A 14,476-nucleotide genomic window follows, 5' to 3' on the forward strand; every position below is an offset into this window, starting at 1 on the left:
ATGAGCTACAAAAGAACTGCAATCCACATTCTTGTAATGGTCGCTGTACTGTCGCTGCTTTCTGCCTGCAGCACAAAAACTAATGAAAAAGTGGTCCAGGGTGCATCAAAAACCACCATGCTCAACCCACTGGCCTTGCAGCAGTTCGCCAATCCGCTCCCGCTGATTCCAGTAGCAACTCCCGACACAACTACGGACCCAAGCGTAGAAGCCTATACCGTGGTTGCGGAACAGACCAGCGGCTACGACTTCGGTCTGCGCAAAAAGGATGGCAGCGAATTTATCGATCCCGCTACAGGAACCCCGATTCGAACCACAGTATGGGGTTACACAACAAATGGCATCCAGGCAGGATATCTGGGCGCTACGATTGAAGCCCGCTCTACCCTGGATGGACCAACGGGCAAACCGGTTCAGGTCACCTATATCAACAACCTGAAAGATGGCAGCGGCAATCTGCTGGCCAAACATCTGCTGACCGTTGATCCGACCCTGGAAGGCGCCGACAATGGCGAACCCGAGGTGCGCATTGTGACCCACCTGCATGGCGGCCACGTACTGCCCGAGTTTGACGGCCACCCCGAGGCCTGGATCACCAATAATCCCAATTATGCCGGCGCTCCCGCCACTGCCACTGAACCGGCGCGACCTGCCGGTAACAAGGTCACTTACACATACAAGAATGACCAGGTGGCCAACCACCTCTGGTACCACGACCATGCCATGGGCATTACCCGCCTCAATGTCTATGCAGGGTTGGCCGCTAATTACCTGCTGCGCGACAGCGTGGAGGACAACCTCAACCTGCCCAAAGGGGCCTACGAGATCCCGCTGGTGATCCAGGACAAATCCTTTAACCAGGATGGTTCACTGCACTACGATGCCAATCCGTTGCTGAAGCCGGACGGCACACCATACCTGGATGCCGCCGGCAACCCGGTCAACAGTTCTAATCCTGAATTTTTCGGCAATGTGATCACCGTGAACGGCAAAGCCTGGCCCCTGTTGAATGTAGAACCGCGCAAGTATCGTTTCCGCGTATTGAACGGCTCGGATTCCCGCTTTTACAATATGTGGCTGGAGCGTTCCGACGGAGGAGCCATCCCGGCCGGGGCCATTACCCAGATCGGCAACGATGGCGGACTTATGCCTGATTCCGTCCCTGTGGGTGACAGCGCGGACAACGGCCTGCTATTGGCTTTGGCCGAACGGGCTGACCTGATCATCGACTTTTCCAAATTTCCCGCAGGCACCAGCATTACAATCCGAAACGATGCCCCCACCCCCTTCCCTGGCGGAAGCGATGTTGACCCCGCCACCACGGGCCGTGTTATGCAGTTCAAGATCAGCAAACCGCTGGCTGGTCCTGATACGAGTGACCCTATTCCTGCGAATCCCCGCAGCTTGATTCCCTTGGATGTGGCGACCAAAACCCGTTTTCTGAATCTCCAGGAAACCGAGCAGGATGATTTCTTGGTGTATGACGCCATCACCGGTTCGTTCTCAAAACGTCTTAAGATCCTGATCAATGGTCTTCTTTTCGATGACCCTATCACTGAAAATCCAAAAATCGACAGCGTCGAAGACTGGGTCATCATCAACGACACAGAAGACGCTCATCCAATGCACATACATCTTGTGCACTTTGAAGTGCTTGAGAAGGGAAGCGTTGTTCCTGGGACCTTCGACGCCCAGAATGCACCTTTCGCCCCAGTTGGCCTGCTCCCGAATACCAATCCTGACCCTACTCAACCCAGTTCTGCATACACCCTGCAACCCAACGAGCGGGGCCGCAAGGACACCGTGCGGGTACCACCGGCTCAAGGCTCGGGTTTGACCCGTTCACAGGGCTACGTCAAGATTCGGGCTAAATTCGACATCTTGGGCACGTACATGTGGCACTGCCACATATTGGCTCACGAAGATAACGCAATGATGCGGCCATTCACGGTTATTCAATAATAAAAGGTCCACTTCAGGACCTAAAGAGGATCGAAGGGGGATTTGTTTGTGACAAATAAGCCAAATCCCCCTGCTCCCTTTTCCAAAGGAAGCTTCCCCGAAGTATTATTGAGTCATTAAATAACTGGTTGCAAAAAAATAATTTAAATGACATTAAGGATAAAAAATATCCTATTAGAAAGCTTGAAATATCTCGGTCGGACATTGAACCGGCCTACTCCAACACAGGATGGTGCACCATGAAGAAAAGCCTCGTTGTACTGCTGATCACACTGTTGAGCGTCCCGGCAATTGCCGCTGACGCGCCGACAAAAACTGAAGAACAGAAAACTCTCTATGCAATCGGATTAATGGTGTCCCGTTCCCTTTCCATTTTCAATCTGACCCCTGCCGAATTGGAATTCGTCAAACAGGGACTGACCGATGCGGTCAGCGGGAAAAAACCGGAAGTAGATCTCACCGAGTACAATGCGAAAGTTCAGGACTTTGCTCGTTCGCGGCGCAAAGTCCAAGGAGACAAACTGGCAGCGGCAGGCAAAGAATATCTCGATAAGGTGGCCAATGAAAAAGGGGCCATCAAGACTGATTCAGGAATGGTCTACAAGTCATTGGTTGAAGGCAAAGGAGATTCACCCAAAGCAAGCGATACGGTTAAGGTCAACTACCGCGGCACCCTCCCGGATGGAAAGGAATTTGACAGCTCCTACAAACGCAATAAACCGGTGGAGTTCAAATTGGATGCAGTCATCAAATGCTGGACGGAAGGTCTGCAGAAGATGAAGCCGGGTGGCAAGGCACAACTCGTTTGTCCTGCAAATCTCGCATACGGTGAAACCGGAGCAGGAGAACTCATTCTGCCGGGCGCTACACTGGTGTTCGAGGTGGAACTGTTGGAAGTGAAGAAATAAGAGCGATAGTCGAAGTTCTTACACCCTCCCCCAACCCCTCCCATAAAGGGAGGGGAGCTTTTACCCCCCTCTCCCCTTGTGGACCCACAGGGCCTAAAGGAGAGGGATGGGGAGAGGGGAGATTTACTACCTTGGAGCCCTGAATCATGAAACTGCCGTTTACCCGAATCCTGATAGTTGTTGCAATGCTGGCATGTGCAGCCGCTCCGCTTAGAGCTGAAAACAAACCATACAAACGCACTGTTGAGTCATATTCACTGCCCGATGTGACACTGATTAATCAGGACGGGAAAAAAGTGCGCCTGCAGAGCATCATGCAATCTGACAAACTTGTTGTAGTGGATTTCATCTTTGGCACCTGCACGACCATCTGTCCGATACTCTCGGTAGGTTATTCAAACCTGCAACGAAAACTGGGGCCTGACACCAACAAGGTGCATCTCATATCCATCTCTATTGATCCGGAACATGACACTCCGAAAATCATGAAGGAATATCTGAAACGATATCAGGCAAAGCCGGGCTGGGATTTTCTCACCGGCTCGCGCTCGGACATCAACAAGGTGATGTATGCGCTGAATGCCTATATCCCCAACAAGATGTCCCATTACCCGCTGACGTTGTTCCGGCCTGCGGGCAACAATAAATGGATCAGAATCTTTGGACTCATGAACAGCACAGAGTTCCTGGAAGAAACCAAAAAGGCGGGATTGAAATGAAAGGCCTTGGGAAGACATTGATACTCCTGTCAGCCGTTGCAGCATGTCTGTCTCTGCTGATTGTTTGCGACGCGACTGCCACCTCGGCCAGTCCGGCGCTTTCCCAGCAACAAAAACTCAAGCTGGGGGAGCGGATCTATCGCGAAGGCATTCTTCCTAATGGAGAGCCCTTGATGGCTTTCGTAAAAGGAGATTTGCCGGTTCCAGGAACCGCTTTCACCTGCATAAGCTGCCATTTGCGCGGGGGCATCGGCTCTATAGAAGGTGGAGTCTATACACCCCCGACAAATGGAAAGACGCTCTATCAACCGCTCAAGAAAATCCATAAAGGGGTGGAGATAAAGTATGGCGAAGATCCCTTTCGCAGGCCCGCTTACACTGACGAAACCCTGGCAGAAGTGCTTCGCACCGGCACAGACCCGGTCGGCAAGATTCTGGATGATGTCATGCCCCGCTATCTGCTGGAGGATGAAGACGCTCCCCTGCTGATTGCGTACCTGAAGTCGCTGTCGTCCGAGTTCTCACCAGGAGTTACCGATACAACGCTGCATTTTGCAACGATTATTTCCGAAGATGCCAACCCGGCAGACACGGAAGCAATGGTCAGCGGCATTGAAAAATTTATTACCGACAAAAACGGTATGGCAAACAATTACCGCAACGTCAGGACGCCCAGAGACCGGATGATGGCCAAAGCCATGTCCACATCCAAAGAACTGGAACTTCGCAAGTTGACCCTGTCACGCTGGATCCTTAAGGGAGCACCGGAAACATGGCGCAGGCAGCTGGAGGAATACAACCGCCGCGAGCCGGCGTTCGCACTGCTGGGAGGACTGGTAAATGGTGACTGGCAGCCGATCCACCAGTTCACCGAAGAAAACGGCATTCCCTGTATTTTTCCAAACACGGATTTTCCCGTAATATCCGATACCGACTGGTACACCCTTTATATTTCAAAGGGTTTTTACCAGGAAGGCGAAGCAGTTGCTCGTTTTCTGAATAGCAAGGAAGAGTTGCTACAAGACACCAGGATAATTCAGATTGTCCGTGCATCCCGCGAGGGTCGTGCCCTGTCGGCAGGATTTGAAGAAACCTGGAAAACAATGAGCCATAATCCCCCGCTGACAATTTCTTTGGCCAAAGAGGAACAGTTGTCGGACGCTATGGTTTCAAAACTGACTGCCAAAGAGGAACCTCTGATCATCCTGGTCTGGGACGGCCCCGATTCCGGGCGAATTCTGACTGCTCTGGCCAATGGCAAGAACAAACCAACCATGGTTTTCGCCTCTTCAAGCTATCTGGGCAAAAATCTAATGACACTGCCGGAACAGGTTCGCGATTTCACCTACCTGTCCTACCCTTACCGACTGCCGCAGGACAAGGTCATAGATCCGATGATGGGAAAGGCCATCAATTTTCAGGTTGGAGACAATCGCGTGGCCCAGCAGACCTATGCCCTGGTGCTGACACTGAACATGGCGGTAATGGAGATCAAGGGAAATTATTACCGCGACCACTTTCTGGATGCCATCGGCATGTCCATGGACCGGGTAGTGCCGCTGTACGAACGCCTCAGCTTTGGGCCCGGCCAGCGCTACGCCTCAAAAGGCTGCTACATCGTTCAGTTGGCCGGAGGAGAGAACCCCCAACTTGTGAAAAGAAGCGACTGGGTCACACATTAATCCTGACTCAATTCAACATAGTAGTTTGGAAAAATCAAAAGGAGCACAGAAGACATGAAATTCATTAAATTTTCTCTGATTACAGTGGCACTCTTCACAGCCCAAACCGGATTTGCCGAACCGGTGACACTAAAAACGCCACAAGACAACATAAACTACGCAGTAGGCGTCAACATGGCAAATACCCTTAAAAATCAAGGATTCGAGGTTGATTTTAATCTTGTAATGCAGGGTTTTAAAGATGCCAGCACAGACGCCAATCTTCTCCTTAGCGAGCAGGAACTGCGTAAAGCAACCATCCAGTATCAAAACGTTGTCCGCAAAAAACAGGGTGCTCGCGCAAAACTCAATAAAGCAGCAGCCAACAAAAAAACTGGTGAAGCATTTCTGGCACAAAACAAAAACAGAGAAGAGGTCAAGACCCTGCCCAGCGGGCTCCAATATTTGGTTTTGATAGCCGGCAAAGGCAAGACTCCATCAAGCGACGATACTGTTGAATACAATTATCGGGGCCTCCATTTAAAAGGAACGGAGTATGACAGCAGCTACCGTAGCGGGAAACCGGTAACTGTCAAAGTCTCGGAAAGTCCAATTCCTGCACTGCAGGAAGCATTTAAACTAATGCCGGTAGGCTCAAAGTGGCAGCTATTCATTCCTCCCCAACTCGCCTATGGAGAGCAGGGACTTGGGCTGAGCGTAGGTCCCAATGAAACGGTTATCCTTGAAGTTGAATTATTGGCCATCAAATAGCTTCTTTCGATGTCAATGAGACAGCGAAGTCTGCTCTGACTACCAAGGACACGGCCATGAAAACCACAACAGTTTTTTCCAGTTTCTGCATTGTCACGGCTCTGGGTATGACAGCCCAAGCTGACACTTCATGCCGAGTAATCGAATATCCGGATCATTATGAAGCTGTCTGCAACGGTGACGAAAAAGTTGTTCCATCAATATCTTCTCCACTGGTTATCCCGGCGACTCCTTCTAAGTCCAAGAAGAGTGGTGCGAAGCCGGAAGTAAGAAAAATCATTACTTACAGGCTGAACCGCCCGATTAAAACAGGATGGAATGACAAACTGGCCATAAGGATGAAGTTAATCAAGGAGGAACAGGAAAAGCAGCGCCAAGAGGCTGAAACAGCTCCACCAGAACCGGAACAGAGGGAAGACACCATCTCCGATTCCTCCGACATGAATCCCATGTAATCCACTTACCCTGTTCCTGCTGCAGACACATTTCAATGGACAGACGGATGATCAAACAATGAAAGGAGGGAATGCAATCTGGTTGTATGAGATCCAATGGCAAAAGTAAGTACAACATCAAGGAGGATTAATCATGAGGTACAGGCTATTAACATGGTCAAGCATGACATTGGCAGCACTCGCCCTTGTCAGCGTCTGTGATCAAAGCAGGTCGCTTGCAGCTCCCATAACAGCGCCCGGCTCGATCCCGGATTATTTTGAAACCCCGAACTGGGCCAACAGCCCGCCACTGAAGAAGTTCGTGGATACCCTTGCTCCGTTGGGCGACACAGCAGGCAACTGCGGTACGAAAAACACCCTGGGGCAGTGCCTGCCAATCGCAGTGCCTGACACCCTGACCTATCCCGGCTCGGACTACTACGAGATCGAATTGGTCGAATATCGCGAGCGTCTGCACTCGGATTTTACTGCAGTTACCCTTAATGCAGGCAGCAAAATAAATGCTACAACAGGCGGCACCAAACTGCGAGGATACCGTCAGGTCAATACCGATAAACCTGAGTTGCGGGAACCACATTACCTGGGACCAATTATCCTTGCCACCAAAGATAAACCGGTTCGCATCAAGTTCACCAACAAACTGCCTGTCGGTGCCAACGGCAAACTGTTCGTGCCTACTGACACAACAGTCATGGGGTCCGGCAAGTTTGAAATCAATTATAACCCGGTTACAAAGGCGCCATATCCAAACGGGACTCCCAGCTTGATAGGAGACTTCACCGAAAACCGCGCCACGCTGCATCTGCATGGCGGACGCACGCCCTGGATCAGCGACGGCACAACTCACCAATGGACCGCTCCGGTCGGCGAAAATGCTGCCGCCAACTACCCGAAAGGGATGAGCGTCTCCTACGTGCCGGATATGTGGTTTGACAAAACCACCGGTGCAACAGTTGCAGCTTGCAAAGGCCAAACCACCTGCAATGTAGCCAATTCCACCAATAATCCCGGTGAAGGGTCAATGACCTTTTATTACACAAACCAGCAGAGCGGCCGTCTGATGTTTTACCACGACCACGCCTGGGGCATCACTCGCCTTAATGTGTATGTCGGTGAAGCCGCCGGCTATATAATTTCCGATCCGGTCGAGCAAGCCATGATCAGCGGCGGACAAGCCAACGGACAGGGCCGCAGCTATGCCGCCGGCACCATTCCCCCACTGGCTGATACTATTCCGCTGATCATTCAGGACAAAACCTTTGTTGATCCGCTCACTATCAAGAGCACTGATCCTACCTGGGCCTGGGGTTCGCAGGCTCCAACTCCGGTTGTCGGCCAACCCGCGTCAGCCGGTCAGGGCATGAATCCAGTAAAGGGCGATCTGTGGTGGCCGCATGTTTATATGCCGGCTCAGAACCCCTTTAATCCGGATCTTAGCGGTGTCAACGCCATGGGACGCTGGCATTATGGCCCCTGGTTCTATCCGCCGACACCAACCTGCGGTTCTTCAGCCGAGGCAGTCAAACCTTACTGCATCGAATTTGGACCTGTTCCAAACGAGCACTATTTCGCTGATCCCAACTGTTCACCGGTTGAAACTGCACTTTGTAACCAGCCACCGGAGCGGCCCGGTACTCCCAATACTTCCTGGGGTGCAGAAGCTTTCCTTGATACGATGATGGTTAACGGCACCGTCTACCCCAAACTCGATGTCGCACCGAAGAAATACCGTCTCCGCATTCTGAATGCGTCCCACGACCGTTTCCTCAACCTGCAGCTGTATCAGGCTGACGGGACTGTTAATGCCAACGCCGATCCGGTAGCAGGACCGATCTGCGCCGGCGCCTGCGCCACCAACACAGAAGTCAAGATGGTTATTGCCCAACCTCGTCCGGTATGCGGTGGAGCTGTCGTCACCAATTGCACCTGCCCTGATCCGGCCGTAAACAACCCAGCCGGATGCTTCCCGGATTACTGGGCTGCCGACAGCCGTGAAGGCGGAGTACCTGATCCGGCTCTGCGTGGACCGGCCATGATCCAGATAGGCACCGAGGGCGGTTTCCTTCCGGCACCGGTTGTCCTCAACAACAAACCGGTCACCTGGAATCTCGATCCTACCATGTTCAACGTTGGTAACGTCGACGGCGGCACCCTGCTGATGGGACCTGCCGAACGTGCTGATATCATCGTCGATTTCACAAACTTTGCCGGCAAGACACTGATCCTCTACAATGATGCCCCCACTGCCTTCCCGGCACTGGATCCGCATTATGACTACTACACCGGCGCACCCGACCGCACCGATATCGGTGGTGCTCCAGCCATCCCGCCGGGTCTTGGCCCGAATGTCCGTACCGTTATGCAGATCAATGTGAGCGGTGCAAATGGCACAGCTCCTGTTGATGATTACAATCCGGCAACCCTGACCACCCTGCAGACCGCATTTGCAACCGATGGCGCCACTGCAGGTGCATTTGCAGCAGGACAGGATCCGATTGTGGTCGGACAGGCTGCTTACAACAGCACCTACAACCGCACCTTCCCGACCAGGTACCCAACCTGGGGCCTCTCCAGGATTTCTGACACCAAACTCAGCTTCCAGGCAGCTGACGGCACTCCGGTTACCAACTTCCCGATGTTGCCCAAGGCCATCCATGATGAAATGGGTGCCTCATTTGACGATTACGGTCGTATGAGTGCCAAACTTGGTTTGGAAGTTCCTTTCGTAAATGCAGCAATTGCCAACTTCATCCTCCAGAACTTCGTTGATCCGGCGACTGAAGTAGTCAATCCGAATAAGGTCCAAATTTGGAAAATCACCCACAATGGCGTCGACACGCACCCGATTCACTTCCACCTGTTCGACGTGCAGGTACTTAACCGTGTAGGCTGGGATGGTTTCATTCGCCTGCCCGATGCCAACGAACTCGGCTGGAAAGACACCGTCCGCATCAGTCCTCTGGAAGACACCATCGTGGCCTTGCGCCCGATTACACCCAGGGTTCCTTTTGCACTCCCCGACAGTATCCGTCCGCTTAACCCGGCAGCCCCGCTGGGTCTGTCTGACATGGCAGGATTCTCCAACATCGACACTGCCACCGGTAACCCAGCGGCAAGTCCGACGCTGAATGCATTCACCAACTTCGGTTATGAGTATGTATGGCACTGCCATATCCTCAGCCATGAAGAGAATGACATGATGCGCCCGATCATATTCAATACCAAGGCAGTGGCGGATATCTTTTTAAGAAACACCTCAACGGGACAAAATGTTCTATGGTATTTTGACGGGGTAGCGCGAACCGGGTCAGCTTATTTACCTGACCTGACGGACCAAAATTGGAAGTTTGGTGGAAGAGGCGACTTCAATGGTGATGGGAAACTAGATATCGTCTGGAGAAATACGCAAACTGGACAAAATTCAGTTTGGTATATGGATGGAATAAAACGGATTGGTTCGGCATATTTTCAAGCACTTACGGACCAGAACTGGAAGATTGCAGGTGTTACCGATTTTAACAATGACGGAAAGCCAGATCTCGTCTGGAGAAATACTGTAACCGGACAAATTTCCGCTTGGTACATGAATAACGTGACATTGGTTGGATCGGCATATCTCCCGACAATCACCGATCCAAATTGGAAAATTGTAGGTTTAGCCGATTTCAACAGCGACGGCAAATCTGACATCTTATTAAGAAACACTTCGAACGGCCAGAATGTAGTATGGTTTATGGATGGTGCAATACGTACCGGATCTGTATATCTTCCTGCAGAAACAGATCAAGCATGGAAGATTGTTGGGACTGGTGATTTCAATGGTGATGTTTATAATGACATTCTTTGGAGAAACACATCAAACGGTCAGAATAGAGTCTGGTTTATGAAAGGTGCTACACGTCTGGACACTACGACTATTCCAGCAATGACTGATCAGAATTGGAAAATATTGGGTAACTACTACGTATATCCATAAAGTCAGTGGTATTTAGTTCATGAAGCCAAAATACAAAACCCAGGGGTTGTCTTCCCTGGGTTTTGTATTAGACACAATAAAATAAAAAAGAAGTCAAGACATGCATGGAATTCAGAATCCCCATCCCCATTTATGCAGGTAGGCAAATGCGCTTCGCATATGTATCAATGTCATTTTAATGTTTTTGTATGAAGATCGTTCCCATAAGTGAGTTATTGAAGTATTGGGGTTGAATACAGTCCTATATCCTGCCATCTGCATCTTTCTACTTAAATCAGCATCCTCTAAATACATAAAGTAACGGCTATCAAATCCACCGAGAGTAGTAAGCGCATCGGTACGACAGAACATAAAACAGCCGGTCAAAAACTCAACATCGCAAACCTCTTCATAACCAATATCTTTCATTTCATAGTGATCAAGTTTGTCTTTGATAAGAGGAAGTAATAATGTTGGAACGAACCTGCGAGCAAATAGATTATAAAAAGTAGGATGTCTTCTGTTTAAAAATTGAGTGGTACCGTCTGGGTTTAGTATTTTAGGAGAAACTATGCCGATATCAGAATTATTATCCATGAAAGTATAGAGTATTTCGATAGTCGTAGGTTCAATAATTATGTCTGGGTTTATAATTATGTGATACTTGCTACTTAAACCATTATTTATTATCCTATTATGACCTTCTCCATATCCAAGGTTATTATTACAAAAATAATACTTAACTGGCAGATCTGTGAGAAAAGATTTCAAAGTTGGTGTCTCAGAATTATCTATAATATGAAGTTCGATACTCAATGTTGGAGATAACAAGCTACCTACCACCTTCCTAATCATATCAGGTGGATTATTGTAAACTACAATCGAAGCAGTACAGTGCAGCCCTATCATTAGAATAATCACTTCCTATCAAATATTTTCATCATCATTTTATAAAACGAAATACTCTACCATCGCCAGGAGCTATAGTTACAGAAATAACTTGTCCTTTTCTGTTTTGATATATCCTCCATTTCATGGTTCTTCGATCGAATTCTTCAATGTCAATCACGCCTTGGCCAATAGTCAGTTGTGTTAAAACAGGAATTTTATAATTACGGTTCACAACCATAAAGGTGGTTATTACGTTGTTTCTTCCAAAAAGAGCTAAAATAATGTTTTCCGGTCGAATAAATTGTACGGGCGATGAGACGGGTACTGGATTGGTGCCGGGCGGCAGCGGACTTGTATGGTAAACTCCCATACTATCTAATTTAATTAGAATTGAACCTACTGCTGCCAATTCTTTATTAATAACGGCTGCTGAATCAACTAAGGGTGTTTTAATACCTCCTTGGTACAATCCCCCCCCGCCATAGGTTACTGGTCCCCAATATAGAAAATAACTGATCCCACGAGCACCATAAGCCAAGGTGGTGTAAACCAACCAACGTAGTTCATTGGCATTAACCGTCCGCCAATTGGATTCTACAGTACTTGCCTGAATAGTATTCCAGAAAGGCAATCCATGCTTTAGCGAAAATTTGCGTATTAATTCTAAATTTAAGAAAAATTGATCACCGTCACCGGTTTTAAAGAAATGATAATGATCATAACTTATCAATGAAGGATTGACTTCTTCAATAAATCGCTGGAGATACTCTTGATAAGCATGGACAGGTGTTCCATTGACCCCAAGCTGCGTGTTTGACGCATAAATAGGTGGCAAATTAATAAATGCAAAATGTTTTGGGTCACGTTCTCTCAGGTAGGCTACTAATTTTGCTAGTCCAGGAAAATCAGATGCTTTTGGTTCGTCAGTAATATAGTAGGCCTTCAGGGATGGATGATCCTTTACGCGATTAATAAGTAAATCTAGTTTTGCACGTCCTTCTGAAGTATCAATCGTGCTAGGGGTTAAAAGAGAATTCTTGAGCATTGACATCATCCCGCTCTTACTGACCATATCCAGTCTATATTCATCAGGTGATGTGAGATTAAATCCTTCGATTACTGCTTTTGAAAGAGATTCAGAAGTGAAAGGAGGTGGGGACCAGAATGTGATAATGAACTTTTCATTTTTGGATGAAAGGGCTTGAGCATTAGTCGCATTTAAAACAACGAACAAGCCGCAAAGTAAATATAATTTTCTAATAAACATAATTTTTATAATAGAAGTAATTTTTGAATGTGTATGGTGCATAATATCAAATCAAACTTTTCCTATTACAACGACCTACTTTAGGAAGTATACCATCTATTAACCCTAAAAAAAGTGCTTTCAGTTTCATTAACTTATCGTTTTCAAAAAGAATTATACCCATATACTCGTATCCCATCCTGAGTATAAGTAGCCACAAAATAGAAGGAAAACATTTAAAGTGGTGCCTAACCATAAAGATGCCATTACGAACAGCATAATATCTGCGAAGTGGAGAATGGAAATTAGGTTTGAATTTAATACGCAAAAAAATTTTAAGCTTCCTTTTACCAATGGCATGTTCAAACACAACATCAGGATTAATCAGAATCATATGACCGGATCTATGAAGTCTTATGCAAAATTCTGAATCCACATGATCAATGAAATAATCTTCTCGAAAAAGACCAATTTTTTCGAACAGGGATGAAAATATCATGGTCCCAGAGGTAATGGCAAACGTTGTCTCAAAAGGCAAAGACATGGTTTCACCATTAATATTTTCAATTCGCCACTTACATAATTTAGTATAGTTTCCAAATGTTTTTGAATTAATATCTATATATTTTGGTGCAACCACCATTTTTTTGTTTTCCATAGCAAATGAGTACTGCCTTTCAAAAAAAAGCGCAGGCAAACAAGAATCCTGATCTAAAAGAAATATAAAGCAATCACCAAGTTTTTTTATGGCTGCTTTGATACCAACATTTAAAGCACCTGCAATTCCACCCTCATTGTTGTTAACTAAAACAAAAATATTTTCAGGAAGATTATCAGATAAGAGAAAAGAAGCTCCTCCTTCAGTATTATCAACAACAAACATATAGTCCAATTCCAAGGAAATGGTTCTAATGCTAACTACCTGAGCTAATGTTGGTGCAAAAGCAACTAGAACTCCAACTATTTTATCTTTCTGAATCATCTGCGGTTTAACCTTTCCATGGTAAATCAGGTTCACTGCTAGGATGAATAATCATGCATGAGACTGTCGCTACATATTGTCATTATTTGCTTCAAAGGGTGAAATAGCAGTTTGTGATACTTCTTGATGTACAGGGTATTTTGTTCCCCCGACAACCTCTGATAAAGCTACATCAGCCCAAGAAAACATGTCTATTTTTCTAACTTTGCGGCCAAGGAATTCAGTGTGGCAATATAATCCAGATACAGGTCTATATTTTAAATAACCATCAGCATATGAAGAAAATCTACCAACAATGGGGTTCGAAACTCCTGCCTCTATACACTCAATTCCTAAAGCGGGTGAAAAAAGCACTTTAAGCGCCATATCGCTGAACTGAAAGAAATGCCAAGGTCTTTCATGTGATTTAAATGAAAAGTGTGTTTCTATAAATAGTATTCCACCAACTTTCAAAATTTTTGCTATTTCTGTGGCAGCTATCCATGGCATTGCAAGATGTTCTAAAACCGCACTTGAGTAGATTATATCGAATGATTCTTCTTCAAAATATTGAGATAATTTATGAGCATCACCAACAACATCAACATTAGGTCCTGGATAATAATCAAAACCAACATACTCTGCATTTAGAAATCTATTGCGCGCATCCGATACACCTGTCACTTCACGACTACCAATTTCGAGTATTTTAATACCTTTATGATTCCCAATGTCGGTCAAATATTGCATGTAATTACTGTGCCCAGCAATTTTTGAAATTGGAACTGTAGGATCTAAATAAAAGTGATCAAAAAAATATCCCAAAAAAGCAACGCTTTTTTTAAATAATCTGATCAGTAATTTTTTAATGGTCCTGTCCGCAGCAAACATAGATTTACCCTTATAATTTATTTTACAAATGAAATATTGAAATCAACTAACTACAA

11 protein-coding genes are annotated in these 14,476 nt (G+C 47.0%); 7 read left to right on the forward strand and 4 right to left on the reverse strand.

Annotation, left to right across the window (positions count from 1 at the left end):
* The 7 genes from KJB30_RS04100 (at position 1) to KJB30_RS04130 (ending at position 10,452) form a co-directional block, all read left to right on the forward strand.
* Positions 1–1,962: a multicopper oxidase family protein gene (locus KJB30_RS04100; RefSeq protein WP_214296667.1), complete on the forward strand. Its 1,962-nt coding sequence runs from the start codon at positions 1–3 to the stop codon at positions 1,960–1,962.
* Between the two features lie 239 nt (positions 1,963–2,201).
* Positions 2,202–2,870, forward strand: a complete 669-nt coding sequence (locus KJB30_RS04105) for an FKBP-type peptidyl-prolyl cis-trans isomerase (protein WP_214296668.1) — start codon at positions 2,202–2,204, stop codon at positions 2,868–2,870.
* Between the two features lie 146 nt (positions 2,871–3,016).
* On the forward strand, positions 3,017–3,589 hold the full coding sequence (locus KJB30_RS04110) for an SCO family protein (RefSeq protein ID WP_214296669.1): 573 nt from the start codon (positions 3,017–3,019) through the stop codon (positions 3,587–3,589).
* Positions 3,586–5,271 (forward strand): type 1 periplasmic-binding domain-containing protein, encoded by a 1,686-nt coding sequence (locus tag KJB30_RS04115; protein WP_214296670.1) that lies wholly within the window; start codon positions 3,586–3,588, stop codon positions 5,269–5,271. The genes KJB30_RS04110 and KJB30_RS04115 overlap by 4 nt, the downstream gene beginning before the upstream one ends.
* 54 nt (positions 5,272–5,325) lie before the next feature.
* Complete coding sequence (locus tag KJB30_RS04120; RefSeq protein ID WP_214296671.1) at positions 5,326–6,021, forward strand: FKBP-type peptidyl-prolyl cis-trans isomerase; 696 nt, start codon at positions 5,326–5,328, stop codon at positions 6,019–6,021.
* A 56-nt stretch (positions 6,022–6,077) separates the two neighbouring features.
* Complete coding sequence (locus KJB30_RS04125) at positions 6,078–6,476, forward strand: hypothetical protein (protein ID WP_214296672.1); 399 nt, start codon at positions 6,078–6,080, stop codon at positions 6,474–6,476.
* A gap of 133 nt (positions 6,477–6,609) precedes the next feature.
* Positions 6,610–10,452, forward strand: coding sequence for an FG-GAP-like repeat-containing protein (locus KJB30_RS04130; protein WP_214296673.1), 3,843 nt, complete (start codon positions 6,610–6,612; stop codon positions 10,450–10,452).
* Positions 10,453–10,563: 111 nt separating this feature from the next.
* On the opposite strand, the gene KJB30_RS04135 is transcribed toward KJB30_RS04130, so the two are convergent.
* The 4 genes from KJB30_RS04135 to KJB30_RS04150 form a co-directional block, all read right to left on the reverse strand.
* A complete protein-coding gene (locus tag KJB30_RS04135) occupies positions 10,564–11,340 on the reverse strand; it encodes a glycosyltransferase (protein ID WP_214296674.1) in 777 nt (258 codons plus the stop codon).
* A 34-nt stretch (positions 11,341–11,374) separates the two neighbouring features.
* Entirely contained in the window at positions 11,375–12,631 is a 1,257-nt protein-coding gene (locus KJB30_RS04140) for a hypothetical protein (protein ID WP_214296675.1), read from the reverse strand.
* A gap of 4 nt (positions 12,632–12,635) precedes the next feature.
* A complete protein-coding gene (locus KJB30_RS04145; protein WP_214296676.1) occupies positions 12,636–13,550 on the reverse strand; it encodes a glycosyltransferase in 915 nt (304 codons plus the stop codon).
* A gap of 69 nt (positions 13,551–13,619) precedes the next feature.
* Positions 13,620–14,420, reverse strand: a complete 801-nt coding sequence (locus tag KJB30_RS04150) for a methyltransferase domain-containing protein (protein WP_214296677.1) — start codon at positions 14,418–14,420, stop codon at positions 13,620–13,622.
* Positions 14,421–14,476: the final 56 nt, after the last annotated feature.

This window comes from Pelotalea chapellei (assembly GCF_018531195.1).
In the GTDB taxonomy this organism is placed as follows: domain Bacteria; phylum Desulfobacterota; class Desulfuromonadia; order Geobacterales; family Pseudopelobacteraceae; genus Pelotalea; species Pelotalea chapellei.

Bases quoted from the DNA above. Each gene is read 5' to 3' on its own strand.
- KJB30_RS04140 (WP_214296675.1), bottom strand. From the start codon at position 12,631: ATGCACCATACACATTCAAAAATTACTTCTATTATAAAAATTATGTTT.
- KJB30_RS04145 (WP_214296676.1), bottom strand. From the start codon at position 13,550: ATGATTCAGAAAGATAAAATAGTTGGAGTTCTAGTTGCTTTTGCACCA.
- KJB30_RS04130 (WP_214296673.1), top strand. From the start codon at position 6,610: ATGAGGTACAGGCTATTAACATGGTCAAGCATGACATTGGCAGCACTC.
- KJB30_RS04105 (WP_214296668.1), top strand. From the start codon at position 2,202: ATGAAGAAAAGCCTCGTTGTACTGCTGATCACACTGTTGAGCGTCCCG.
- KJB30_RS04135 (WP_214296674.1), bottom strand. From the start codon at position 11,340: ATGATAGGGCTGCACTGTACTGCTTCGATTGTAGTTTACAATAATCCA.
- KJB30_RS04150 (WP_214296677.1), bottom strand. From the start codon at position 14,420: ATGTTTGCTGCGGACAGGACCATTAAAAAATTACTGATCAGATTATTT.
- KJB30_RS04100 (WP_214296667.1), top strand. From the start codon at position 1: ATGAGCTACAAAAGAACTGCAATCCACATTCTTGTAATGGTCGCTGTA.
- KJB30_RS04120 (WP_214296671.1), top strand. From the start codon at position 5,326: ATGAAATTCATTAAATTTTCTCTGATTACAGTGGCACTCTTCACAGCC.
- KJB30_RS04110 (WP_214296669.1), top strand. From the start codon at position 3,017: ATGAAACTGCCGTTTACCCGAATCCTGATAGTTGTTGCAATGCTGGCA.
- KJB30_RS04115 (WP_214296670.1), top strand. From the start codon at position 3,586: ATGAAAGGCCTTGGGAAGACATTGATACTCCTGTCAGCCGTTGCAGCA.
- KJB30_RS04125 (WP_214296672.1), top strand. From the start codon at position 6,078: ATGAAAACCACAACAGTTTTTTCCAGTTTCTGCATTGTCACGGCTCTG.